Origin of the sequence: Pseudomonas sp. DG56-2, assembly GCF_004803755.1 — a bacterium.
Taxonomy (GTDB): Bacteria; Pseudomonadota; Gammaproteobacteria; order Pseudomonadales; family Pseudomonadaceae; genus Aquipseudomonas; species Aquipseudomonas auratipiscis.
This window is the reverse complement of sequence record NZ_CP032311.1, coordinates 2,226,718-2,252,274: the sequence shown is the minus strand read 5'-3', so window position 1 is coordinate 2,252,274 and position 25,557 is coordinate 2,226,718. Positions and strand designations below refer to the sequence as shown.

The 25,557-nt window shown below is 58.0% G+C and carries 22 protein-coding genes and 1 tRNA gene; 10 read left to right on the top strand and 13 right to left on the bottom strand.

All coding sequences use genetic code 11. The features are described from left to right. Positions 1-4: 4 nt before the first annotated feature. Positions 5-1,075, bottom strand: coding sequence for a YafY family protein (locus tag D3Z90_RS10275; RefSeq protein WP_136475631.1), 1,071 nt, complete (start codon positions 1,073-1,075; stop codon positions 5-7). 112 nt (positions 1,076-1,187) lie between these two features. Between D3Z90_RS10275 and D3Z90_RS10270 the strand changes: the two genes are divergently transcribed. Together D3Z90_RS10270 and D3Z90_RS10265 are read left to right on the top strand one after the other, a co-directional pair. Beyond that, positions 1,188-2,069: a hypothetical protein gene (locus D3Z90_RS10270; protein ID WP_136475630.1), complete on the top strand. Its 882-nt coding sequence runs from the start codon at positions 1,188-1,190 to the stop codon at positions 2,067-2,069. A gap of 73 nt (positions 2,070-2,142) precedes the next feature. Beyond that, positions 2,143-2,514 carry a hypothetical protein gene (locus D3Z90_RS10265; protein ID WP_136475629.1) on the top strand — a complete coding sequence of 124 codons (372 nt, stop codon included), beginning with the start codon at positions 2,143-2,145 and terminating at the stop codon, positions 2,512-2,514. A 47-nt stretch (positions 2,515-2,561) separates the two neighbouring features. On the opposite strand, the gene D3Z90_RS10260 is transcribed toward D3Z90_RS10265, so the two are convergent. Next, positions 2,562-3,257: a tRNA (adenine(22)-N(1))-methyltransferase TrmK gene (locus D3Z90_RS10260; RefSeq protein WP_305956108.1), complete on the bottom strand. Its 696-nt coding sequence runs from the start codon at positions 3,255-3,257 to the stop codon at positions 2,562-2,564. A gap of 210 nt (positions 3,258-3,467) precedes the next feature. On the opposite strand from D3Z90_RS10260, the gene gltS reads away from it, so the two are divergent. Further along, positions 3,468-4,682, top strand: coding sequence for a sodium/glutamate symporter (gene gltS, locus D3Z90_RS10255; RefSeq protein WP_136475628.1), 1,215 nt, complete (start codon positions 3,468-3,470; stop codon positions 4,680-4,682). A gap of 35 nt (positions 4,683-4,717) precedes the next feature. Here gltS and D3Z90_RS10250 read toward each other — a convergent pair whose 3' ends face one another. The 5 genes from D3Z90_RS10250 to D3Z90_RS10230 form a co-directional block, all read right to left on the bottom strand. Next, the gene (locus D3Z90_RS10250; protein WP_168198455.1) at positions 4,718-7,219 is read right to left on the bottom strand and encodes a TonB-dependent siderophore receptor; all 2,502 of its coding nucleotides are present in this window, start codon (positions 7,217-7,219) and stop codon (positions 4,718-4,720) included. Between the two features lie 84 nt (positions 7,220-7,303). Next, positions 7,304-8,257: a FecR domain-containing protein gene (locus D3Z90_RS10245; protein ID WP_136475626.1), complete on the bottom strand. Its 954-nt coding sequence runs from the start codon at positions 8,255-8,257 to the stop codon at positions 7,304-7,306. Next, the gene (locus D3Z90_RS10240) at positions 8,254-8,772 is read right to left on the bottom strand and encodes a sigma-70 family RNA polymerase sigma factor (RefSeq protein WP_136475625.1); all 519 of its coding nucleotides are present in this window, start codon (positions 8,770-8,772) and stop codon (positions 8,254-8,256) included. Before D3Z90_RS10240 ends, D3Z90_RS10245 begins: the two co-directional genes overlap by 4 nt. 186 nt (positions 8,773-8,958) lie before the next feature. Next, a complete protein-coding gene (locus D3Z90_RS10235; RefSeq protein ID WP_218571425.1) occupies positions 8,959-9,741 on the bottom strand; it encodes an APH(3') family aminoglycoside O-phosphotransferase in 783 nt (260 codons plus the stop codon). A gap of 62 nt (positions 9,742-9,803) precedes the next feature. Continuing rightward, positions 9,804-10,334 carry a glyoxalase superfamily protein gene (locus D3Z90_RS10230; protein WP_136475623.1) on the bottom strand — a complete coding sequence of 177 codons (531 nt, stop codon included), beginning with the start codon at positions 10,332-10,334 and terminating at the stop codon, positions 9,804-9,806. A 362-nt stretch (positions 10,335-10,696) separates the two neighbouring features. Here D3Z90_RS10230 and D3Z90_RS10225 point away from each other — a divergent pair, with 362 nt between their 5' ends. Next, on the top strand, positions 10,697-11,329 hold the full coding sequence (locus tag D3Z90_RS10225) for a hypothetical protein (protein ID WP_218571424.1): 633 nt from the start codon (positions 10,697-10,699) through the stop codon (positions 11,327-11,329). Positions 11,330-11,392: 63 nt separating this feature from the next. Here the strand turns inward: D3Z90_RS10225 and D3Z90_RS10220 are convergent, their stop codons facing one another. From D3Z90_RS10220 to D3Z90_RS10195, 6 genes are all read right to left on the bottom strand, one after another. After that, positions 11,393-12,484, bottom strand: a complete 1,092-nt coding sequence (locus tag D3Z90_RS10220) for a hypothetical protein (protein WP_168198454.1) — start codon at positions 12,482-12,484, stop codon at positions 11,393-11,395. Between the two features lie 190 nt (positions 12,485-12,674). Next, positions 12,675-12,750, bottom strand: a tRNA-Gly gene (locus D3Z90_RS10215). Between the two features lie 62 nt (positions 12,751-12,812). Beyond that, the gene (gene pgsA, locus D3Z90_RS10210; RefSeq protein ID WP_136475622.1) at positions 12,813-13,373 is read right to left on the bottom strand and encodes a CDP-diacylglycerol--glycerol-3-phosphate 3-phosphatidyltransferase; all 561 of its coding nucleotides are present in this window, start codon (positions 13,371-13,373) and stop codon (positions 12,813-12,815) included. Between the two features lie 32 nt (positions 13,374-13,405). Then, entirely contained in the window at positions 13,406-15,229 is a 1,824-nt protein-coding gene (gene uvrC, locus D3Z90_RS10205; protein WP_136478912.1) for an excinuclease ABC subunit UvrC, read from the bottom strand. Positions 15,230-15,233: 4 nt separating this feature from the next. Beyond that, positions 15,234-15,872 (bottom strand): UvrY/SirA/GacA family response regulator transcription factor, encoded by a 639-nt coding sequence (gene uvrY / locus D3Z90_RS10200; protein WP_136475621.1) that lies wholly within the window; start codon positions 15,870-15,872, stop codon positions 15,234-15,236. An 80-nt stretch (positions 15,873-15,952) separates the two neighbouring features. Further along, positions 15,953-16,357, bottom strand: a complete 405-nt coding sequence (locus D3Z90_RS10195) for a helix-turn-helix domain-containing protein (protein WP_136475620.1) — start codon at positions 16,355-16,357, stop codon at positions 15,953-15,955. A gap of 658 nt (positions 16,358-17,015) precedes the next feature. Between D3Z90_RS10195 and D3Z90_RS10190 the strand changes: the two genes are divergently transcribed. From D3Z90_RS10190 to D3Z90_RS10165, 6 genes are all read left to right on the top strand, one after another. Next, on the top strand, positions 17,016-18,323 hold the full coding sequence (locus D3Z90_RS10190; RefSeq protein WP_136475619.1) for a nucleotide sugar dehydrogenase: 1,308 nt from the start codon (positions 17,016-17,018) through the stop codon (positions 18,321-18,323). Positions 18,324-18,478: 155 nt separating this feature from the next. Next, positions 18,479-20,002: a glycosyltransferase gene (locus D3Z90_RS10185; protein ID WP_136475618.1), complete on the top strand. Its 1,524-nt coding sequence runs from the start codon at positions 18,479-18,481 to the stop codon at positions 20,000-20,002. Between the two features lie 15 nt (positions 20,003-20,017). Continuing rightward, on the top strand, positions 20,018-21,181 hold the full coding sequence (locus D3Z90_RS10180) for a PilZ domain-containing protein (RefSeq protein WP_136475617.1): 1,164 nt from the start codon (positions 20,018-20,020) through the stop codon (positions 21,179-21,181). Between the two features lie 20 nt (positions 21,182-21,201). Beyond that, positions 21,202-22,653 carry a sel1 repeat family protein gene (locus D3Z90_RS10175; RefSeq protein ID WP_136475616.1) on the top strand — a complete coding sequence of 484 codons (1,452 nt, stop codon included), beginning with the start codon at positions 21,202-21,204 and terminating at the stop codon, positions 22,651-22,653. Then, entirely contained in the window at positions 22,650-24,107 is a 1,458-nt protein-coding gene (locus tag D3Z90_RS10170) for an ion channel protein AlgE (protein ID WP_136475615.1), read from the top strand. Before D3Z90_RS10175 ends, D3Z90_RS10170 begins: the two co-directional genes overlap by 4 nt. A gap of 14 nt (positions 24,108-24,121) precedes the next feature. Beyond that, positions 24,122-25,549: an MBOAT family protein gene (locus D3Z90_RS10165; RefSeq protein ID WP_136475614.1), complete on the top strand. Its 1,428-nt coding sequence runs from the start codon at positions 24,122-24,124 to the stop codon at positions 25,547-25,549. Positions 25,550-25,557 lie beyond the last annotated feature (8 nt).

Below are 25,557 nucleotides of genomic sequence, written 5' to 3'. Positions count from 1 at the left end.
ACCTTCAGTCATCACCATAAAGACCAACCGCACGGCGCAACGTATCCCTGACATGCGCGCGAACAACCGCTGGCGCCAACACCTCGATTTCGTCGGCATTACTCAACAGGAACAACCGCAGGCCTTGGGTATCGTGCAAGGTGCAATTGAGCTCCCACTTGCCGTCGACAGATAGAACCATGACCTGATTTTCGGCCAACGGATTTTCAACGAGCCGATTGTGCAAGTTGGCGCCCAAGCGCAACGTTAGCTGCACAGGATCATCGCCATGGATGGTCATGAGGTGCTTTTGTGCTTCCACCGAGTTGACGTCATAGTCGTCAGGTTCGCAGATGTGCCGACTGCTTTCGGTAACCGCTACAACTCGGTGCAGCATCAGCGCACACATTGTGTTCGGGCCGTTGCTGCTGTACTTGCCGCGTTTTGCCCCAGGTTCGGGCTCGCAGCCTTGCGGCCACTCCTCTTCCAGTACATACGCGGACAGGTAGATGTTGGAATCTTGGTAAGACAACGCCAATGGCTTCAGGTGATAGACACACTCAACGCCGCCTGCATCCCTGGGCAGGTAGGTGACCTTCAGCGGCTCATCGTATAACAACGCATCTTGAATCCTTGCGACATGCCCGGGGTTGGACCGCCCGGGTAGCAACACGGTAAAACGTGTGCCGGTGGTGATGCGTTTGGTCCACTCCAGCTTGCGGATGGGCACCTTACTCATGACCCGGTCCACGTAGCCACGCAGTTTTTTCAGCATTGCCGGCGGCGCCTGCAGACCGAAACGGGCGGCGTGGTCGATGATGGCGGTGACGGTCATGGCTTCGGTGGGCAACAGGGTCAGGTCGAGACTTGCGCCTTCGCCTACCCAAAAGTTGGCCCTGAGGTCGGTGTCCATCTGCACTTGACGGACCTCGCCGATACGCTCCAGTGCTTCAAGGTCGCGCTGCGTGTTCTTGGGGTTGTGGTGCTCCAACTTAAGCTCGGCACACAAACGCTCATGTAGAATCGGGGTCGATTGTGGCGCGTTGTAACTAAGCAAAATTTTGCGCAGACAATCGCGACGATCGAACAAATCCACTTTATTTTCCACAGTCATCCCATTGCGGACAGGATCTGTCCCTATCTGATGTTTTGATGCTCTGGCTGGCAGGCAATCTCGCCAACCGTAGTGCCAGCCCACAGGAGTATTGATGAATCGGCAAACTTATTTCGCTCTTCCCCACGTTGCCCAGTTCACTGACTGGCTCGCGGCCGAGCTCGACTCGCAGTCGCGCTTCAAGCACGAGTATGTTGATCGGCGCGGTGCCACGCAATGGTCGTGCAATAGCTTGTTCGACGCGTTCTGCAAGTACCGCTGGAATCATCCGGGCAATGCCCGCCTGGGGTTCAATCCCGGCAGCTGTTCTGCCAGCAACGGCCTCGCCCTGGCGGCATTGTGCAAGGATCTGCAAGGCATCGATGACGATGACGGGCGCGCGCTTGAGGCGACCCTGGATGTTATGCGCTGGGGAGGCGTGAGTGCCGGCAACGCCAACTGGCTTACCGTGAACAAGGCGGGTTTGGCAAATGCCCTTAAAACTGTCCAAGTCGCAATGGACGCTGGCGATGAACGTGCGCCAACGCTTCGCGCCAAGCAACTGCGTTTCAATTCGGGGATGACCAAAGTCTACTCGCTGCTGTGCAAGAACTTTGTCATCTACGACAGCCGTGTCGCCGCAGCGCTGGGATGGCTGGTGGTGAAGTACTGCCAGACGCACAGTTTGTCGAGCGTACCGCAAGCATTGAGCTTCCCCTGGGCGGGTGCGAAGGAGGCAGCCAACGCAAGTGCCCCGAAACGTCGCAACCCGGGCATTGGCAACCTCCAGTTCAAGGGCCTGCGCTCGGGATCTCACCACGCCCTGTGGAATCTTCGCGCCAACTGGCTGTTGACTGCGGTACTGGCCCACCCCGCTGCACACGACAGTCCGTTCCACTCGGTGGCGGCCCCGTACGCCCCCTTGCGTGCGCTCGAAGCTGCACTGTTCATGATTGGCTATGACCTGGGCAATCAACGCGCCGCTGTCGCAGCCTGATCAATGCGCCACGTGCCCTCGAAGCATCAACGAGGGCTCGCTGAACAATCTGAATGAACAGTCGAGGTGAGCAATGAATGACTTCAATCCGCTGCAGGCGTTGATCGTGGAACTCGCCGCCGAGGGCACGCGTGCCATTGACCTCAAGCGCGCCGTTGCGAGCAAGTTTCCAGCACTGGAAGAAGCCCAGTACCAGTCGACGCTACTGGGCCTTCAAGAGCTGGAGTGCCTGGTCGGGGAAGAAGCGCAAGGTGAATGGTTCTTCAAAACCGTGGATAAAACCAGTCCAGACTACCAAGCGCTGGAATACAGCCCTGAATTTGCCGAAAAGATCATCGCGGCTTCCTGCGGGGAATTTGTTGAGATCGATGTCGACGAGTTTCTCGCCCAGCTAAGTGACATGATCGCCAAGGCCAAAGACGCTAAGCCAAAATCTGCTGACTGAATTGCACATGGGCAAACCAATCATGCTCAAACCAGGTTGAGCCTTTGTTAAGCCAACAACTCGGCAATCCACCGTGCCTGGCGGGTGACATCTTCGACTTTCTGCTCGGGAACATCCTGCCGCGCCCGGGTAAAGTCCCTCAGAATGCGCTGCTTCTGGCGCAGCATGCGCTGCCACTTTTGCATGAATGCGGGGCTGCGCACCTGCATTTGCATCGGGCCGAAATACAGCTCCCGTGCGGTGTAGGTCACCGGATCAGCACGCTCGGCAACAATGATTTCGTAGTCAAAGCGGTTTTCCCGCAGCACTTCCTCACAGAGAATCCGATAGCCATTTTCCATCAACCATTGGCGCAACGGCCCTTCGCCGCCGTTGGGTTGCAGGATCAGTCGCTCCTCGCCGCTCAGGCGTGACTTGCCGGCTTCAAGAATGTCGCGAATCGTCTCGCCACCCATGCCACAGATGCTGATTGCAGTGATTGCGTCCTGCGCCTCGATTGCACCCAGGCCGTTGGCCAGGCGTACCGAAATCAGTTGCTCCAGCGCATTCTCGCGCACCGTGCATTGGGCCGAGTGAAACGGCGTCAAGGCCACCTCCCCCGCTACCGCTGCCGCGATGACGCCACGGCGCGTCAGTGCCACAGGTAGGTAGGCATGATCCGAGCCGATATCGGCCAAGCGTGCACCCACCGGTACATGTGCCGCCACACGCTCCAGGCGCGCAGACAATGTCTGTTCGTTCAACTGCAACCTCTCTTCACCACAATCGCCCGGCAGCTTTGCCCGGATCGGGGCGCGATTCTGTCGAGCGAGGCCGCGCAATTCAAGTTTTTGCGACCAAATCCACGCTTCAAACCTTGCTGCTATGCTCATTTCACCGTTCATTGACGCCAATCAGAACGCAAAATGGCGGTGCCCTGATAATGACTTTCCCGGATTTTTAGGTAGGCCTCGATGACCTCCCAGCTCTTCCCGATTCACGGCCTCGTGAGCTTCACGCTGGCCATTCTTCTGCTGTTCCTGGGTAAGACCCTGGTCCAGCGCAGTACCCTGCTACGTCAGTACTGCATTCCCGAATCCGTCGTCGGCGGCTTCGTTTGCGCGGCGGTGACCAGTATTCTGTATTTCGGCCTCAATGTTCAGGTCGAATTCGATTTGCAGGTTCGCGACACCTTGCTGCTGTATTTCTTCGCCGGCATCGGCTTGAAATCGGACATGCGCCAACTCGTCAAGGGCGGGCGCCCACTGCTCATCCTGCTGTTTCTCGCCAGCGCCTTCATCGTGCTGCAGAACACCCTGGGTATGGGCATGGCCGAAGCGTTCGGCCTCGATCCAAAGGCTGGTTTGATGGTCGGTTCCATCTCCCTCACAGGTGGTGTGGGCACCACCCTGGCCTGGGCACCACTGTTCGTTGAAAAACTGGGGATCAATAACGCCCATGAACTGGGCATCGCCAGTAACACCGTAGGGCTTATCGCCGCGTGCGTGATCGGCGGCCCGATCGCCAACCAATTGATACGCCGCCATCAACTTAAACCTTCCCGGGATGCAGCGCTGGAGGTCGGCATTCTTGAGCACCAAGCCAACAATTCAGTGAACTACTACGACGTGCTCTGGGCATGGATGTGGCTCAACCTGACATTGATGCTCGGCTATGGACTCAACCTGTTGCTGGTCGATGCCGGCATCACCCTGCCGAAGTTCGTCAGTTGCCTGTTCGCGGGCATCATCATCCACCATGTGGTGCTCGCGGTGCTGGGTGAACAGCGACTGAAAAGCTGGAGCGGTGCCAGCCTCGGCCTGGCGTTGATTTCCGACATCTGCCTGGGCATGTTCCTGACCATGGCCTTGATGGGCCTGCAGCTGTGGCAGCTCAGCGGGGCCCTGATGTTCATTATGTGCACCTTGACCTTGCAGGTACTGCTGACGGTTCTCTACACCTACTTCGTGGTGTTCCGTTGCATGGGCCGCGACTACGAGGCCAGCGTTATTGCCTCAGGCTTCGGCGGCATTACCCTCGGCTCCACGGCAACGGCCATCGTCAACATGACAACCGTTACGCAAAAATACGGCGCAGCGCACCAGGCATTTCTGATCGTGCCGCTGGTGTGCGGCTTTTTCATCGACCTGGTCAACGCCGTGATCATTGGTATGTTCAGCGGGATTTAGGCAGACGGCGGGCGTGCCCGCCGAGGCTGGGACGCTCAGAACTTACTACGAATGGTCACCATCAAGTTGCGAGGATCGCCATAGAAGTTGTTGTAAGCCGAGGTGCCCACTGTCGAGTAGTACTTCTTGTCGAAGAGATTGTTGGCATTGAGCGTGGCTGACCAGTTCTTGTCGATTTGGTAGTCCAGGCTCGCGCTCCAAAGGGTATAACCCGACTGCAAGAACTGGTATTCAACCGGTGTGCCGTCAAACTTGCCGGTGTCGGGGTTGAACGGCGTCACCTGCCCTTGCTTGGAGGTTGCGCTTTGGCTGGTCGCTCCCAGGCCAACCTTCCAGTCGTGCAGTTGGCCCGGCAGTTGGTACGTACCCCAGACCTTGAGCAGGTGTTTGGGCGTGACACCTTCGAAGGTGCTACGACCTTCGTTGGCATCCTTGGCTTCGAGGCGGTTGAAGGTATAGCCGGCCATCAGGTTCAGGCCTGTGGCAACTTCACCGCTTATCTCGGCATCAAAGCCTTTGCTGATCACCCTACCCGCATTGTAATAGCAGCAGGTTGCTTCGCTACCGATAGGTCCGGTGCCCAGATCGTCGTAGACCGCAGTATCGTCCTGCTCAATGCGATAAAGGGCAAACGAGGTATTGACCCGGCCATCGAACAGTTGCCCCTTAAGGCCAATCTCGTAGTTCTTCGACGTCGCCGGATCGAGCTGGGCACCTTGGGTATCGGTATTACCGGCTTGCGGGGTAAAGGTCTCGGCAAAACTGGTGTAGGCGGTCCACTGGTCGTTCAGGTCATAGGTCAGGCCGGCATAAGGAGTGAAAACACCCCGCTTGTGCTGAGTGGCCGGGCGCGATGGCGGCGTGACGCCGTCGTAGAAGTCCTGCTTGTTCTGATAGGTGTAGTCGGTAAGACGACCACCGAAGATAATCTTCAGGTCTTCGCTCAGTGCCAGGCGGGTCATGCCGTAGGCCGAGCGGCGGATCTCGGGCAGGTCCTGCTTCTTGTTCGCCGTGCTACCCAGGTTTTGCGGCGGATTACGCCCCTCAAGGTCCACAGGAAGGCCCTGGATTAGACCGGTGCGCTGAATGACAGTGCCTACGGTATGGGTGTAGTCAACCCCGAAAAGCACATCGTGATGTCGTTCAAAAGCGTCGAAACCACCTTTGACATAGCTGTTGACGGTCTTGCGCACGCTGCCACCTTTGTTCGGGAACTGGTGCCAGGTCGGACCGCTACCGGTGAGTGGATCGACACCACCAAAGAAGTACAGGCCGGCAGAGTCACGATCGATGTCGACATAAGCCAAGTCAGTGGTCAGTGACCACTCGGCGTTGAAGGCATGCTCGAGCTTGGTGTACAGCTGGGTGGTTTTTTCCCGTACCGTGTTCCAGTCGGCGGTATACGCGGTGTGCCGTGGCAGTGCCAGGTCGTCGCCGTTGGTGTAGCGCGGCAGGCCAGCGTAATACGGCACGCCGTCGTTGTCCTGGAAGCTGCCGCCCAAGGTCAGGGTGGTGTCGGGATCCAGGTCGAATTCCAGTGAGCCGTAGGTCAGCGAATTCTGCGTGTCAACGTAGTCCATGAACGACTTGCTATCCTGGTAGGCCATCCCCAGGCGACCGCGGATATCGCCGCTATCGACCAGCGCGCCGGTCACGTCAAGCTCGCTGCGGTAGTTGTCCCAGGAACCGGCCGAAGCGGAGAACGACAGTTGCTTGTCCCGCAAAGCGCGCTTGCGTACCAGGTTGACAGTGCCGCCCGGATCGCCAGTACTGGAGTACAAGCCATCGACGCCGCGCAAGAACTCGACACGATCATATTGAGCCATATCGAGTTGGCTCAACGACCCGTAGCCGGCGATCGAGGTGGTCAAGGGCGCACCGCCGTCGATGGTGGTATTGGAGACCGCGAAACCGCGCGAAAAAAAGTTGCTTTCGTTTCCCATAGCCGCCTGGGATACACCGCCTTTCTGCAAGGAAACACCGGTCATTTTGGACATCACATCGGTCAGGCTATTGAGGTTCTGGTCCTCTATGCGCTGACGAGTAATGACCGAAACCGAATGCGGCACCTCACGCACCGAGGTCGCCACCTTGCTGCCAACAGTCGCGGTGTTGGCGGTATAGCTTTGGGCGCCCTCTTCCAATCCCAGGCCGTTGATGGTGGTCGCACCCAACTCCACCGAGCCGTCGCGCGGGCGGTGTTCTGTCAGCAGGTACACACCATTTGCCTGGCGGACCGCTTGCAGCCCACTGCCGGCCAGCAATACTGCGAAACCCTGATCGACATTGTAACTGCCTTGCAGTCCTGGCGAGCGCCGCACCTGGATGCTGGCCCCATCAAATGACAATGCCACCCTGGAGAAACTGGCAAAGCGGCTCAACGTTTCGGTCAAGGTGCCGGGGGCGATATTGTAGACCCGGGCCTGGCTGCTGCTCACCTGCTCGGCAATCGAGATACTTGGCCAGGCGATCACTGTACCGAGTGAAAGATACATCGCCAGGGCTGATGCCGTTTGTGCCCGCTGCTTGCTGCTCATGTTCCCTTCCCAAAACATTCAGTTGATCAGATGGAAGGAAGAGCCGAACGGGGCTACGAAAAAGTGCAACATCAAACAAAAAAATCAGCGCCGCGCTGTGACCGTTACCCAATATCGACTACGGCGATGCACGTTGAGCGCAAAGGCGCTTTGCAGTGCCGCCAGCGCCAGGTCTGTGTCGGTAATCGGGAACGCGCCGGAGATCTTCATCGCCGCCACCTGCGGATCGCAGAACAGCAAACCGGGACGATAGCGGGACAACTGGGCAAGCAGTTCGCCCAGAGGCTGGTCGATGGCGATCAGACTGCCGTCCTGCCAAGCGCCAACCGCAGCATCGTTGGCACGCACGGTACCGATACCCGACGCTCCAAATGCCACCCGTTGACCGGCCTCCAGGCGCAGGTGCTGAGTAGCGCCATACGACAGTTGCACAGCCTTCTCCAGAACGGCCACTTCGCTGCCCTGGTCATCGACACTGACGATGAAGCGGGTGCCCAGGGCGCGTATCCGGCCATAGCGGGTATCGACCAGAAAAGGCCGGGCGCCTGGGTCGGCGGCAGTGGTGATCGACACCTGGCCACGACGTAGCACCAGCAGTCGCTGTTGAGCATCGAACTGCACCTCCAGAGCGCTGTCGGTGTCGAGCATTACCCGGCTGCCGTCTGCCAATGTCAGGGTGCGCAGCTCGCCCACGCCAGTGCGCTGGTCAGCGGTCAGCTCCCGGCGCATATCGCTACGCCAGCTCAGCGACGCAATTGTGCCGCCGCCCAGCAGCATCGCCAAACCATAGAGCACCTGTCGGCGAGTGCGCCCGGCGCTCAATAGCGTTGAAGAGACCAGTGATCGAGGCAGACACTCCAGGGGATTGGTGACCGCCTGCATGCGTTGCCACGCCTGCTGATGCAAGGGGTTGCTGTCATGCCAGCATTGCCAACTTGCACGGTCATCGGCGGTGGCCATGCCCGAGGACAACTGCACGTACCAGCGGGCTGCGTCACGTATGGCCTCACGTTGGGCAGGTGAAGGCGACAAGCTCATTCACTGGGCTCCCACTGCAGCAGGCAGATGTGCTCCATGGCTTTGGCCATGTGGCTATTGACCGTACGCAGGGAAATACCGAGTTGCTCAGCAATTTGAGCGTACGTCATGCCGTCGAGTTGCGACAGGATGAAGACCTCGCGCACCCGCGCGCCAAGCCCTGCGAGCATTCGATCCAGCTCCATCAATGTTTCAAACAGCACCGTTTGCGCCTCGGCGCTCGGGACTAGAGCGGCGGGTAGGTTTGCCAGGGTTTCGAGGTATGCCTGTTCCAACGAGCGGCGGCGAAACAGGTCAATCATCAGGCCCTTGGCTATTGTCGTCAGGTAAACCCGAGGCTCGCGAATTTCCAGTGCACTGTTTGCCTTGATGACTTTGACGAAGGTGTCCTGTACCAGGTCGGCTGCATCGCTATAGTCGCCCATGCGTTTGCGTAACCAGCCGCGGAGCCACGGACTGTGTTCAACGTAAAGTTCAGCTACAGCGGCGGACAGAGGAGCGGACTCAGCCGACATGACGGGAATCTCAAATGGGAATTGATCGCATTATTATTTGTTTTGGGGTTGATTGGCAATGTGTAAGGACAGCTTCGGACCGTTCCCCGCTCGTCATTCGCTACTCACCTCCCGTACAAACGGGTAATCAGTACCGAGCTTTCAGGTGGACTGACGAGGCGCCATTTCGCAGCCCTCGCTCAACACTTAAAACAACTCATCCAACTGCTCGAAAAACACCCGCTTGGCCACTTGGTCCGGCTCGCCAACTCCCAAAAGCAGACTGTTTGCTGCTATATCCGAAACATCTTCGCGCAGGTTTCGATGGGCAAAGGCGATGTCCAGCCAACGATCGGCGATACCGCCGCGCCCCAAGTCAATGAAATGCAAATGGTCGTGGGCGTCGACGAAAACGTTGGTGTCGCAGAGGTCGCCATGACTGAACGCCTTTTCTTCAAGCGGTCGCGTAGCGTACAGGTGGGCCAGAAACCTGTTGGGGCTGGTAAGATTCGGCCATTGCTGCAGATCGACATCGTCCGCACACAAATCGTGGGCGACGAGGTATTCCAGTTCATTCAGCCGCAGCGAAACACTCGAGTCGAATGGGCAATCGCTGATCTCCACAGCCTGCAACTGCCGAAGTGCTTCGCGAAACAACGCCAGTATTGTGTCCTGATCGTCGCTACGGGTTTGTATCGGTTCGCCAGGTACGCAACGCGTGATCATGAACTGCCCGGCATCGCTTTGAGCAACCACGGCGACCTCGGGAACATTCAGCCGGCCATCCAGCCATTGCAGCACCTGCGCTTCACGTACAACGCTGTAGGTCGTGGACGAATAGATCGAATTGCAGGCCTTGAGGAAAAAACGCTCATTGCCTCGAGTGAAGCTGAAGACGTTGCAGGGCGACTCGCCCACCTCGTCGGCAATAAGTTGATTGCCGCCAATAAATCGGGCAATGGCGTTGGGTAATTGGTAAGGGGTGTGCAATGAAATGTACTCGCAACGGTGGATGCAAGGCGCCCACCTGAAGTGAAACGCCTGTTGTGCAATCAGCTTTCGCAGAACCTGATCCGATTGCCGAATGGGTCGTACACCTCCAACAGTTTGCCCCAGCCCTGTTCAACGATGTCTGGACGCCCGTAGCCATAGCGCTTGGTAAGCAGCTCGTCACGAAGCAACTCGATGTTGTGCATCGGTACAAAGATTGTCGTTCCAGGGCTGGCATCGCCATGGTGCTCGGACAGGTGCAACTGCAACCCGTCGCGGTTGAGCCCAAGGTACAGCGGCAGATCCGCTTCGAATCGATGCTCGAATTCAACGCTGAAACCGAGGAAATCGAGGTAGAACTCGCGGGCCTTGGTTTCGTCGAACATCCGCAAGATCGGGATGGCCTTGTCAAAGGTAATGACCGGTTGCGGTGCCTCGGCCGGCAACAGCGCCGCAGCGGTGTTCCAGTCCTTGTAACCCAGTTGCCGAGCGACCAGCTCAAGCGCGTTGGCGTGAGACACTTCATGATCGCTCGCTTGCAAAGCGCTTCGCAGGCGCTTGGCCATGCGCTTGGCTTTCTCGATTGACAGCATAAATCCTCCTGGCGTCGAAGCATGTTGGTGCTCGCATTGCCAAACCTCGACGTTCAAGAGTGACTCGAGAGGGTTTGGAGCAGAGATGCTTTCACCTTTCCAATGAGGAGCGAGCGGCAGGCAGCATCGGCCTGCCGCGATAGTACACAGTCGCTGTTATGCGCGAAAGCGCCGCCAGCAGCCCTCTTCTGCACACAAGGCCTACGAAAATCGTGCCACAACTCGTATAGTCCCCACTTGCTGGAAGCCGATCCGCAGTTGCCTTGAGATCCTTGCACGTTGTCCAAGGCCAAGCGGATGTAGTCAATCAACAGGAGTTGGCAAGGATGGATTTTTCGCATCAGCGGGTTTTAGAGGGTGCAATGTTTGAAGCGGTTCGCGCTCGCTCGCCCCTCTTGGGAAAACAGATCATCAATACAGGTTCGTTCAGCGTGCTGTTCGAGGGCGAAACAGCGGCATCGGTGCATCGTTTGTCTTCCGACAACGCCACCCATGATTTCGCCGCAAAAGCGCGCCAGCTTGGCCTGCCTGGCGTGGTCGGAGTGCTTGCAGACTACGGCGCCGTCGCCCTGTACGACGAGAGTGACTACGGCGCCGAGTACCTGTGGCTGGCCCATCTCGAACGTCTGGAGAGCCTGCAGGACTACCCTGCCCAGCGCGCCGCGGTCGCGCACCTGCTGGTGCATCTGACCGATTGTGACGACGGCGACCTGTTAGGTACGCAGGCCGACAAATGCAACTTGTTGACGAAGCTGAACGACGCCCCTGTCGAGCCGTACACGCAACAGGCTGTCGAAGCCATGAAGCGCCTGCTGCCGGAGTACATCAGGAACACCGACGTTGCCATCGACCTTGAAATCAGTAATTTCATGGTCCGCGCCTCCACTGGCGACGTGGTGCTGAGCGACCCACTCAGCGGGCTTGCCGATGTCTCTCAAGCGCACCATCAACGCTTGTTGGATGAAGTCATTGTGATTGCCGATACGTTGGGTTGAATCTGTTGCTGTCTATAAAGATGCACTCACGGGGGCGTACATTGCACGTTAGCGCGCAAACTCCTAGTCACGCGAAAACGTTATAACGCTGTAGGCAAACTCGTGCGGTTGCCGCACAACGCCTGTATCAGGGTTGTTCATCCTGACCCGATCGTCGTCGTGTACAACCAGAACATGGCTGTTATCGAGCACCTCAACCCCTTCAGGCTTATTGGTGAATTGGAGCGGTGAGCCATCCTTGAGCCTCACCGCTTGTGGTCTACCCGGCTTATCGCCCTCCAGCGGCAGAACCCACAGAAACCCACCCAGTGTATTACCGCGTTCAAAGCTCGTTGCAGCATAGAATCGGTCCTGGTTGTAGCGATCGAATTCAATAGCGGAAATCCCTAACTCGGGATGAGAGCCGGCAGGCAAATCAAGAGCCTGCATCAGTTGGTCGGCAGGGAGATTCCAGACAACCTCAAAACTATCTCCCAACACGAAGCCGCTGTCGGTGATGGCGAACGGTACAGAAAGCAGCAGGAATGAGAAACCTGCTGCTTTTTTGCTAGGTCCATGCTTACGAATTCCTACCAGCAGACGGTCGCCGGGAGCGGTCGTCAAGGCTTCGATCTGGTAATAGGGAGTACCGATGGCGTGGCTGATGTGTTCTCGCAAACTGCGTGAGCTTGTGACATTGCCACGCGTGGAAGGAGAAATGACCTGCGCCTTTTCTGGTGCATCGACGGGCCAGTAAAGCAGCGTACTGAGCGCATCTGCTGCAGCCTGCTGCTCGCTGCCCTCCTTGTTGAACGCAGTGCTCGCGATGACGAACTTGCCATCCAACGTCGTGGTCAGCGCCTCATATTTGTCTGCTCTGCGCAGCACGTCTACTGCCAGGTAGCTGGGAGTGCCAATGATCTGGTTGTTCTTGAGCGCCATTGTGAATACAGCTGAATCAGCTGGGTTGGGCAAAGGCTTGTCATTGGCGAGCAACAAGGCTTCGCCGATACGAGCGACGCCCGAGACTTCACAATTGACCTTTTGACCTGCCGCGTAACAGGGCGCGAAATGGTGCTGTATAGAGTCTACAGTCGCCGCACCAGGCGCGGCATAGGCGCTGACGTGGTAAAAAATCAGTCCACTAAGTGCGAACGACCTGATTGGCCTACTCATGGCTTTCCTCCGTGAATGCGCCATTGCGGTATAGGTTTGAAGGTACGCAGAAGTGAGCAATGAAGTAACTGGCATTTCTGACAGGTAGTGTTTGCCGTCGGCGCAAATGGGCTGCACAGAAACGAAAAAAGACGCCGAAGCGTCTTTTTTCGATGATCTACAGAATTAATGAAATTCCCAGATCTATATTTGGAGCGGGAAACGAGACTCGAACTCGCGACCCCGACCTTGGCAAGGTCGTGCTCTACCAACTGAGCTATTCCCGCATTTGGTGACGGCCATTCTATAGATTCACGGAACGCCGTCAAGCCCTTGATTCAAAAAAGCTTTATTTTTGTTCCGAACCTTCGCGCAGGTGCGGCCAGGCGGCGCGCAGGTAGTGCACCATAGACCACAAGGTCAGGCCTGCGGAAATCATCAGCAAGACGTAGCCCAAAATCACCCAGAAGGTCATCACCGGCGGATTGGCCAACAGAATCACCAGCGCGAGCATTTGTGCGGCGGTTTTCCACTTGCCCAGGTTCGACACCGCGACATGTGCCCGTGCGCCCAACTCGGCCATCCATTCGCGCAGGGCCGATACCACGATCTCACGACCGATGATCACCGCTGCTGGCAATGTCAGCCAGAAGTTTGCATGGACCTGCACCAACAGCACCAAGGCCACAGCGACCATCAACTTGTCCGCCACGGGGTCGAGGAAGGCTCCGAAGGGTGTGCTCTGCTGCAGTCGGCGGGCCAGGTAGCCGTCAAGCCAGTCGGTGGCCGCTGCAACAGCAAAGACACTGCTCGCTGCGATATAGCTCCAATGGTACGGAACATAAAACAGCAAAATGAAGATCGGAATGAGCAGGACGCGAAGAACTGTAAGTAGATTTGGGATATTCATCGGCACAACTGGCTGCAAAGTGAGGGGGCATTCTACTCGCTATGCAGGGTCGCATAAATCGACTCGGCAAGCTTTTTACTGATTCCCGGTGCTTTGGCGATTTCTTCGATGCTGGCACGGGTCAATTCCTGCAGGCCACCGAAGTGTTTAAGCAGGTCACGACGGCGTTTTGGTCCTACCCCAGCTACATCTTCAAGGCTGGAGGTACGTCGGGCCTTACCGCGTCGGGCACGGTGGCCGGTAATGGCAAAGCGGTGCGCTTCGTCACGAATCTGCTGAATCAAGTGCAACGCTGGCGAGTCGCCCTTGAGGGTGAACTCGTGGGCCGCATCGTTGAGGTACAAGGTTTCAAAGCCCGCCTTGCGGGTTACGCCTTTGGCCACGCCGAGCAGAATCAGGTCTGGCACCGCCAATTCCTGCAGCACATCGCGGGCCATGTTCAACTGGCCCTTGCCGCCGTCGACCAACAGCACGTCTGGTAACTTGCCCTCTCCGTCCTTGATGCGCCCGAAGCGGCGAGTCAGGGCCTGATGCATGGCCGCATAATCATCGCCCGGGGTGACGCCTTCGATGTTGAAGCGTCGGTAGTCCGATTTCAGCGGCCCCTCCGGCCCAAACACCACGCAGGATGCTACGGTGGCCTCGCCACTGGAGTGACTGATGTCGTAGCACTCAAGGCGTTGAGGCACCTCATCGAGGGCCAGCACCTGAGCCAAGGCTTCAAAGCGTGACGCCATGTGCTGACGGTTCGCCAGGCGGGCGCCGAGGGCCTGTTCGGCGTTGGTCACCGCCAACTGCTGCCAGCGCGCACGGGTACCGCGCACCCGATGGCTGATGGTCAGTTCGCGCCCGCGCAAGGTTTCGATGGCCGCGGTGAACGCAGCGAAATCTTCATGCACCACGTTAACGATCAATTCGCCCGGCAGGTCGCGCTCGGCGTTACCTATATAGTACTGCGAGAGAAACGCGGCCATCACCTCGGCCACATCCTCTTCGATCCCAACCTGCGGAAAGAAATTCTTGCTTCCCAAAACACGCCCACCGCGCACACTGATCAAGTGCACACAGGCGCCACCAGGGTTGGTAAACGCCGCGACGACATCCACATCGCCACTGCCGCCCTCCATACTCTGCTGGTCCTGGACCCTGCGCAGCAGCCCGATCTGATCGCGCAGCTCGGCGGCCTTTTCAAATTCCAAGGCCATCGCCGCCTGTTCCATCTCAGCATTGAGTTCATTGGTCAATTGGTGACTGCGCCCCTCGAGGAACATCACCGAGTGGCGTACATCGATGGCATATTCCTCGGGCTCGACCAAGCCGACACAGGGGGCCTTGCAGCGCTTGATCTGGTACTGCAGGCATGGGCGGGTGCGGTTGCTGTAGTAGCTGTCTTCACATTGGCGAACAAAGAAGGTCTTTTGCAACAAGCTCAAGCTTTCGCGAATTGCCCCGGCACTTGGATAGGGGCCGAAGTACTTGCCCTTCTGTTTCTTGGCTCCGCGGTGAATGCCGAGGCGCGGAAACGGACCATCGGAGAGAAACACATAGGGATATGACTTGTCGTCGCGCAACAGAATGTTATACGGCGGCCGCCACTGCTTGATCAGCGTCTGCTCGAGCAGCAGCGCTTCGGTCTCGTTGGCGGTAATGGTGGTTTCGACCTGGGCAATACGCGCCACCAGCGCAGCCGTCTTCGGCGCCAGGCCAGTTTTGCGAAAATAACTGGCCAGGCGCTTCTTGAGGTTTTTTGCCTTACCGACATACAGCAGCCGGGCTTCACCGTCGAACATCCGGTAAACGCCTGGGCGACCACTGCAGGTCGCCAGAAAGGCACTTGCATCAAACACAGGAATCATGAGTTCAGAGATTGGCGTCAACCATGCCATGGCGGACCGCCAACAGCGTCAGCTCGACGTCGCTGGTGACCGAGAGTTTTTCGAAAATTCGATACCGGTAAGTATTCACCGTTTTCGGGGACAGGCACAGCTTATCGGAGATGATCTGTACTTTCTGGCAACCGACGATCATCAGGGCGATCTGGATTTCTCGCTCTGACAGCGTATCGAATGGCGAGCCTTGCGGCTGGAACGGTTTCAGTGCCAGTTGCTGGGCAATTTGCGGGCTGATATAGCGCTGACCTGCAAAGACCAGGCGAATGGCCTGCACCATTTCGTCGAGCCCTGCCCCTTTGGTCAGGTAACCAGCTGCGCCGGCCTGTAGCAACCGAGTCGGAAACGGGTCTTCTTCACAGACAGTCACCGCCACCACTTTTACATCGGGGTGGCTGCGCAGCAATTTGCGCGTCGCCTCAAGGCCTCCGATGCCGGGCATTTTCACGTCCATGAGGACGACGTCAGGCTTGAGCTCACGTGCCACCTTCAAGGATGCCTCGCCAGAGTCAGCCTCGCCCACTACCTGCAAACCATCGATATCGGCCAGCATACGGGTGATGCCTGTACGTACCAGATCGTGATCATCGACCACCAGGACCCTAATCAAGCAGACACCTCACACTGCGGCGGCAATTGGATGCCGCCACCTTAGCAAAAACCAAGTGCCAGAGCTAACGGAACAGGTCATCAAATCGACACCCGTTTGTCCTTTGCCGCCACGCGGTCAAAGACTACCGGGTCCGCCTCGCAAACCAGCGCACATGTGCGTGGCAGAGCGCTGGCGAGACTACCGAGCAAATGCTGGACCGCGGCCTGGTCGGCCGTGGGCAGGGCGCGAAATGCACCGAGCAAACTGACCTCTTCGGAGCTAAGGGTGCCCTGGGCTACCGGCGTACGTGTACCGCTCAGTACATACAGGGCATCGACGCCCCTGGCGGCCACGGCGGCCATATAGTCGGCCTTGGGTGTACGTTCACCACTCTCATATTTGCCTTGGGCGTTGGGCTCGACACCGCCAATGTCACCGAAAACGCGCTGGGTAAGGCCCAGACGCTCCCTTTCTTCCCGTAGACGGGGTCCGATTCCGTTCATTGCAGTTCTATGTCCTTGGTCCATCGTCCATGCCTGCTATCCACGCATTCCTGCCAGATAGGCCACTCAAGCGCCACTATGCACGGGAGGACAAGCGCTGCACAAGCCGAGCAACATACTCGAGAGTAGTGGTTTAACAATGACCTTCTCTATTGAGTTGCTTCGACTTGACTACCGGCCGATGAACTTTCCACGCATAAGCGATGGCACTTTGCCCATTTCGATAATTACCCAACTACTATTTATCTCAGGCAACTAAGTGCAAAACATCAAGATCAGAAAACCAACTGACAAACCCGTCAAAAGGCCCGCCACAAAACCGTCAAAATCTGGCCAAAACCCCAAAAAACTCATTTCTTGACGCCATTTAGTCGACGACTGACAAGAAACTATTTTTTGACGCGCAACTAATTGACAACTTTAAGTCATTGATTTTAAACAGTTTTTAATTTGCAATGAATTAATATTAGTTTGAATTCAATATCAAACAACAGATTGCTTGCCTAACTAAAAAAACTCCCCTTAGGATATAAACAAGAGAACGAACACACGGCCTTCGCCTGTCCAGCGCGCGATACGATATCGCGCGCTCGCCGCATCGATTTCACCGATAAACTGAGTAACCGGGACAGCCAGGCTGTGCTCGCAAGAGGGAACTATGAATATCAGTATTTTTGGATTGGGTTATGTAGGTGCAGTCTGTGCGGGATGCCTGTCCTCCCGGGGTCATCAGGTGCTAGGGGTCGACATTTCCCAGGACAAGATCGACATGATCAACCAGGGCAAGTCTCCTATTGTCGAGCCTGGGCTTGAGCAACTGTTGCTCGATGGCGTCAACCGTGGTCGTCTGCGTGGCACCACCGATGTTCAAGCTGCGGTACTGGCTACGGAAATGTCGCTGTTGTGCGTCGGCACCCCGAGCAAGAAAAACGGTGACCTGGATCTGGTCTACATGGAGGCGGTGTGCCGCGAAATTGGCATGGCGCTGCGTGACAAAGCCAGTCGCCACACCGTAGTGGTGCGCAGTACTGTCCTGCCAGGCACCGCCAAGAACGTGGTCATCCCGCTGCTTGAAGCCGCTTCGGGCAAACGTGCCGGGATTGACTTCGGGGTTGCGGTGAACCCTGAGTTCCTGCGTGAAAGCACCGCTATCCAAGACTACGACTTCCCGGCAATGACCGTGATCGGGGAACTGGACGCTCAGTCTGGCGACCTTCTCGAATCGTTGTACAAGGGCCTTGATGCGCCGGTGATTCGCAAGTCGATCGAAGTCGCCGAAATGATCAAGTACACCTGCAACGTCTGGCATGCGACCAAGGTCAGCTTTGCCAACGAAATCGGCAACATCGCCAAGGCCTCCGGCGTCGATGGCCGTGAAGTAATGGACGTGGTTTGCCAGGACTACAAACTCAACTTGTCGCGTTACTACCTGCGTCCAGGTTTTGCCTTTGGCGGCTCTTGCTTGCCCAAAGATGTACGCGCCCTCACCTACCGCGCCGGACAACTGGACGTCGAGCACCCTCTACTGGCCTCGATCATGGACAGCAACCGCAATCAGGTGCGCAACGCTTTCGACCTGATTGCCCGCCAGGACAAACGTCGTATCGGTCTTCTCGGCTTGAGTTTCAAGTCCGGCACTGACGACCTGCGCGAAAGCCCATTGGTGGAACTGGCAGAAATGCTCATCGGCAAAGGCTACGAGCTGACCATTTACGATGCCAACGTCGAATACGCCCGTGTCTTCGGTGCCAATCGCGACTACATCGAATCGAAGATCCCCCATGTGTCGTCGCTGCTGTGCAATGACCTCAACACAGTGATCAACGGCGCCGACGTGATTGTGCTCGGTAACAACGACGATAGCTTCGCCCAGGCACTGGATGTTGCAAGTGACAAACAGGTCATCGACCTGGTCGGCTTCATGCCCCATGGCAGCAACGACAGCCAACAGGGTATCTGCTGGTAACGCCCAAGCTACGTAGAGAGCAACGGGCAAGCAATCCAGGTTTGCGCCTGACTGAACCGAACACCTGCCGTTTTCTGCCTGCCGCCTCGCGGCCGGGCCTGGTAAGTGCGCATTTCAGTCAGGCCCATGTGCCTGTAGAACGGAGCAACGGTTAGATGGAACGACAGCAACAACCGCCTTCAGGCGCACGCCGGGGAGCCGCAAGCTTTTGCGCCTGGGCCTGCCTGTTCGGCCTGATCGCCCTGGCCTCGGAAATGATCGCTCCGGCGTATCTGGACCCAAGCCACCACAGCTTCATCTTCATCATCGGCACCTTGGGAATGTGGCGCTATGGCAATGCCATCGTGCACTACCTGCGTGGCATGTACTTCCTGCACTGGAAGTTTCCACGCATCCGCAAGGCTGTGGAGCGCATGGGTGACGCCGCGCTGCCGGCACATATGTTCATGGTGGTGACCAGCTTTCGCATTCCAACCCATACCACCTTCAAGGTCTACCAGTCGGTTTTCCAGGAAATACAACGGCTCAATGTGCCCTGCACGGTGATCGCTTCGATTGTCGAAAAAGGTGACGAGCAGTTCATCAAGGAAATCATGCGCAACGAGGTCAAGGGCCGCGACGATATCAAGCTGGTTATCGTCCGCGCCCGTGGCACCGGCAAGCGTGATGGCCTGGCCCATGCGTTTCGTGCTTTGTCGCGGCAGATGCCACTGGAAGACTCGGTTGTCGGTGTGGTCGATGGCGACACCATGATGCTGCCCGGCTGCGTGGAACGTGCGGTGAAACTGTTCGCCTACTTGCCCAAGGTCGGCGGCCTGACCACCAACGAGTTCTGCGAAGTCGAAGGCAGCAACCTGATGCGCCAGTGGCACTCGATGCGTTTCGTCCAGCGCCACATCAACATGTGTTCCATGGCCCTGTCGCACCGCGTACTGACCCTGACCGGACGCTTGTCGTTCTTCCGCGCCAGCGTCATGACCGACCCAGCCTTCATCCGCGACGTCGAGGCCGACTTTCTCGAGCACTGGCGCCTGGGTCGCTTCCAGTTCCTCACCGGTGACGACAAATCATCGTGGCTGAGCTTGATGCGCGCCGGCTGGGACACCTTCTACGTGCCCGACAGCAATACCCTGACCGTCGAGCATCCACCAGACAACAGTTTCTGGCGGGCCACGCGACTGCTGATGTTCCGCTGGTACGGCAACTCGTTGCGACAGAACTTTCGCGCCACCGCCCTGCTCGGTCGTGCGCGCCTGGGCCTGTTCACCTTGTATGTACTGCTCGATCAACGGGTATCGATGTGGACCTGCCTGATGGGCCTTACCGCCTCGGTAGTGGCTGGCGTCGTGTTTGGCATCCAGTACCTGCTGGTGTACCTGTTCTGGGTGTTGTTGTCGCGCAGCATTGTCACTGTGCTGTTCCTGTTTGCCGGCCACCCGGTCAGCCCGATGTACCCCTTTGTTCTTTATTACAACCAGATCGTCGGCTCGGTGATGAAGATCTATGCGCTGTTCCACATGGACCAGCAGCGCTGGACCCGACAGAAAACCACTTTAAGCAACGGCAGCGTCGACTTCGATGCAGCCCTGAACCGCTGGTCCTCGAAAGCGATGTTGTTCTCCTCCATCGCGATTTTCTTCGGGGTTATCTCGGTTCTTCTCGAACTCACGCAACGTTAAGGAAAGGCGCCTGCCATGAGTAGCTCAAGTACACCTACAGTTCCCGCTAAAGCTGCAGCCAATGTCGTTCACGAAGCTATCGACGAACGCCAGCACGTGCGCACCCGGATCAATGCCCACATCACCCTTACAGCGGCCGGCCAGCCCACCATCGAAACCAACGTGCAGGACATCTCCCTGGGCGGCATTGGCCTGCGTCACGACAAGCCGCTGACCATCGGCAGCCTGTACAACGCCTCGATTCGCCTGCGCCTGAATCAGTTGAACCTGAGCCTGGACAGTAAAGTGCGCATCGTTTCCCAGCGCGGTGAGGAAGTAGGTGCGCAGTTCGTCGACCTGGATGCGCAAAAGCGCGACATCTTGCGCTACATCATCAGTGCCTACCTATCGGGCGAAATTGCCGACATCAACGGTCTGTTCAACGTGATGCAGCGAGAAAACTACATCAAGGAACGCAAGCAACAGCACGCCAGTGCGCGCAACGGCAGCGATCGCCTCAAGGCCGTGGCCGGTACCCTGCTCTATGCCGCTGCCGGCCTCGCCGCAGCGGGCTTCGTGGCCTACAAGAGCTACATGCTGTTCTTCCGCATTCCTGCCGTACAGGCGCAGGTTTCAGCCAACGCGCAAGTCATCAGCATGCCCGACAACGGCTACGTCAAGTTCCTCCTCAAGCCCGGCCAGGCGGATGTGAAGGCCGGTCAACCCTTGGCCAATATCTCTACCCAGTTGGCTACCAGCTTCACCAGCCCTGCGGACATGAAAGCCGTGGCGGATCTGTCGCCAGGCGACCTGCAGACCCTGCTTGGGCGCGCAACTATCGAAACGGTGATCAACAGCCCGTGCGATTGCGAAGTCTACTTCCCCACCAAGCCTCTCGATGGTTATGGCTACAAGCAGGCGCCGCTGATGCACTTGCTACCGCGCAATGAAGGCCTGTTCGTCACCGCCAACGTGCCCTTCGACAAGCTGGCCGATATCTCCCGAGTGAAGTCGGTGGATATGAAGGTGTTTGGTCTGGATGAAAACTTCACCGGCAAGGTAGTGGATTCCCGTGTCGACGAGGTCAACAAAAACCTGGCGCTGACCATCGCCCCGGACTCCCCATTGCCGCGCGAGGCTTATCAGAAGCCGGTGGCTGTTGATCTGTTCCTGAGCCTGCCGTTCACGGCATCGCGCTGAGCAAAAAGGAAGAATTGGCGATGAACGCGATGATGCCCTCCCGCCTGTTGCTGGCCAGCCTGTGCGTGGCTTGTGCCGGCGCCGTCTCGGCCGGACAGAGTCTGGATCAGATCCGCTACGCGCTGTACAAGGACCCGAGTGCTAATGTCAGCGGCGATCTGCGCCTGCTGTCGGAGCGTGGCGACCTGGCGTCCAAGCTGTTGTTGGGCGATGTCCTGGCCAGCACCAATGGTGCCAACCGCATGGAAATCATCGGCCTGTACAAGGAGGCATTCGCGGACGGCCACGGTCAGATTCCGGCGCTGACTTCCCTGGCACGCCTGCTCGACCGCACCCCCAGCCTGCAACAGGAACAACGCGACTGGATGGCCCAGGCCCTGACGCGCTACCCGGCTACCCTGGACCCGCGCAACGCCAGTACCACCCTTGAGGTGTTCCTGGTCTACCCGCAATTGGTTTCCACCGGCGATGCCGAGCAACTGCTGGCGCTGTACCAGCAGTCGTGCCTGCTCAACTGCCGCCCGGAGCTTTTCCGTGCCGTGCTGGCTGAACGCCAAGGCGATCGTCAGGGCGCAGAGCATTGGTACCAGCAGGCGGCGCGTGTGGACGTGCGCGCAATCGATCGTTATTACCGCTTCCTGGGTGACGATCAGGACCGCGCGTTTCCGGTCTTCGCCCGTAGCCTTGAGCCCCAGCGCTCTACCCTTGCAGTTGAGATTGTGCAGCGCATTGGCTCACTGCTCGAAAGCATCAGCAGTGTGCAGCGCGCTGATTTCGAAGCAGACCGCTACGCGCGCCAAAGCGCTGCCATGGGCCCTGCCGGTACGCAACCCGATGCGGCGCAACTGGCGGCGGAAAAGGCTCAACGCGATGTCCTCGATGCGGCCCTGGCCGAAGCCCACCGCTGGCGTGACAACGCCGCCGACCGTGGCTTCGTACCGGCCATGGTGTCCAGAGCCAACTTCATGATTTCCACGCCCACCGAGCACAACGCCGAGGAAACCCAGGCCCTGATCGACCAGGTGCAGGCCCGCGAACCCACCCGCGCCAAGGTCCTGCAGGCGTCTTTCTACATGGTCAACAACTGGCTGACACTCGACCCGCAGAAGGCCCGGGCGCTGATCGATGAACTGATCGCCAGCCATTACCCCGACGCTCAACTGCTGCTGGCCGAGTACTACAGCAAAGGTGTGGAAGATCAACCGGATCAAGAAAAAGCCCTGCAAATTTTCCAGGCCCAGGCCGACGCCGGTTCCACCACCGCCTGGTACCGCATGGCGACCTTGCATGCTTACGGCCGCGCCATCTGTCATGACCCGGTCAAAGCCTACGCCTACGCCCAGGTGGCGATGGAACTCGGTGAAAACGGTGCGCGCAGCTTGATCAAGCGCCTGGAAAAAACTCTCAAAAAGGATGACATCGACCGCGCCCTGGCGGCGCGCGCCGATCTGTTGAAGGAGACAACCCTGTGAAAGCGCATCACTCATTGTTCGGTGCCCTGCTGGCCCTGACCCCGCTATACCCGGCCATGGCCGCAGAAGAAATCACCGGCCCTGAAGCTGATAGCACCGAACCTGTGCGAGTGATGCCCAGCGATGGCAGCACGCCTGTCATCACCTCGGAGTTTTTCAACAAGCTTACGGTACAGACCGGCTACGGTCCGGAAGACTCACAGGTCGACCGCGACCGCGAGAAGTTCTACAGCCTGCGCTATGAGCCTTCGTTCGCCTGGTATTCGCCGGAAAAACGCTGGGCCAAGTGGATGGTCTACGGCCGCATGTGGCTGAACTACGACTCCAGCCAGTCGGGCAACCTGCAGAACGAATCTACCAACAACAATAACGTTCGTGAGCAACCGCAAGGCTGGTATGCCGAGCTGCGCGAGCTGTATGTGAAGCGCAACCTGATCGGCGACGATCCGCGCTACTCGATGTCATTCGGCCGTCAGCGTTTCTTCGATGACTACGGCCTGTGGTGGGACGACAGCCTTGAGTCTGTGCGTTTCAACTACAAGGACACCTTTTCCGACGCCTTCCTCGCCGTGGGCCAGAAATTCCATAACTACAACACCGACGTCAACAGCCTCCCGGCCAGCGAAGAACGCACGCTCTATGTGATGGGCGAATACGCCTACCGCTGGAGCGAGAACAACCGAGCCGGCGTGCGCATGATGTACGAGAACGACCGCAGCGACCATGATGTCGACGACCGCTACGACTTCAAGGGCATGCGCTACGGACTGTTCTTCAAGGGCGACAATCTGCCGTCGGCGGTCATCAGCGACTACCACGTGGAACTTGCCGCGCTCGATGGCAAGATGGACAACACCAATGGCACTGGTGTGACCAGCACTGGCCATAGCAGCAAGGGTTGGGTCGCTTTGGGTGAAGTCGGCAAGCGCTTCGATACCCTGCCGTGGACCCCGCGCGTGGCCCTGCGCGGCGGCCTCACCGACAAGCCCAGCGACGACAACGACGGTTTCCGCCTCAACACCATCCAGTCCGACCGCATCACGCGCCAAGGCTCGTACAGCACGCGCCTGACCAGCTCCTTTGTCAGCATTGATCTGCAGAACCTGAGTTACTACGGCATCGCCCTGGAAACCCAACCCACCCCGCGCAGCGCCCTGGACCTGCGTCTTACCCAACTGAACATGCGCGACGACGATGGCGTGGTGCCGATCCGCATGGCCAGCGACAGCCGCAGCAAGCGCCAGAGGCAACTCGACAATGGCCAGTACGGGAAGGGCGACAACGTCGGGCAAATGCTCGACCTCAACTACTACTGGAAGATGTTTCCGGTGGCACTCGACGGCAAGCACCTGGATGTCAACGCGTTGGTCAGCGCCAGTTACCTCAATGCCGGTAGTGCATTGAAAACCGGTGACGATTACCAGTTGAGCCTCGGCGTCGTAGTCAGCTACTAAGGACGGACCCTTCGATGATCTTCGCCTCCAACGTCTTTCTGTTCCTGTACCTGCCTTTGTTCCTGGCGGTGTACTTCCTGTCGCGCCCGCAGTGGCGCTCGACCGTCATTGTCGCTGCCAGCTACATCTTTTATGCCTGGTGGCGACCTGACTTTTTGCTGCTGTTCGTTGCCATCACCTACTGGAACTACTGGTTCGGCCTGCGTATCAAGGCGCGCCTGGACGCAGGTGACAAACGCTGGGCATTACGCCTGCTGTGGATCGGCATCATCGGCAACCTGTCGACCCTGGGTTACTTCAAGTACGCCAACTTCGGCGCTGAAGTACTTGCCGCCCTGCTCGCGCCACTGGGCATCAACACCTGGACCCTGGAAACGATCTTCCTGCCGTTGGGCATTTCCTTCTATGTGTTCCACGCCCTGAGCTACATCGTCGACATCTACCGCAAAGATGCCACGCCAACGAACAACTTCATCGACTTCGCCGCCTTCGTGGCGTTGTTCCCGCACCTGGTTGCCGGCCCGATCCTGCGTTACAGCCAACTGGCTCCGCAGCTGCGCCAACGTACTCACTCTCTGGAGCTGTTTTCCCTCGGGGTTTGTCGCTTCATGCTCGGCTTTATCATGAAGGTACTGATTGCCGACCAACTGGCGCCGATCAACGTGCTGTTCATCAGCGAAGGCACATTGCAGCTCAGTGACGCCTGGTTCGGCCTGATGGTCTCGACCCTGCAGCTGTACTTCGACTTCGCTGGCTACAGTCATATGGCCTTGGGCCTGGCATTGATGATGGGGTTCCGCTTCCCGGAAAACTTCAACCAGCCGTACGTGTCCCAGAGCATCACCGAGTTCTGGGCACGCTGGCACATGACCCTGGCGCATTTCCTGCGCGATTACGTGTACATGCCGCTGGTGCGCAAGCGCGTTGCCGGCGCATTGCCAGCGCTGGTCTACACCATGTTGCTGTCGGGACTGTGGCACGGTGCGAGTTTTGCCTTTATCTGCTGGGGTCTGTTCTTTGGCCTGGGCATGGTCATCGAACGCAAGTACAACCTGGCAACCAAGATCACCACGCCTTATCACCTGGGGCGCAACCTGCGCACCTTCGTGCTGATCATCCTGAGTATGCCGCTGTTCTTCACCAACGACCTGCGCCACAGCCTGGATATCTACCAGGCGCTGTTCGGTCTCAATGGCCTGGGGTCGCTGGACCTCTATGTATTTGGTGCCTCGAAAATGGCCATGTCATTTGCGGTCGTCGCGCTCTGCTGGCTGGTGCTGGCCGGTAGCAACAACGTGCGTTACTACGCCGGCAACAAAGAGCACTACTTCATGCGTCATGTCGGTGGCCTCAAGGCCGTGCTGCTGTGGGCCGGCTTCGCCCTGGCCCTGAGCAGCCTGGCGGCGAACTCCTTTTCACCCTTCCTGTATTTTCAGTTTTAGGAGACCGC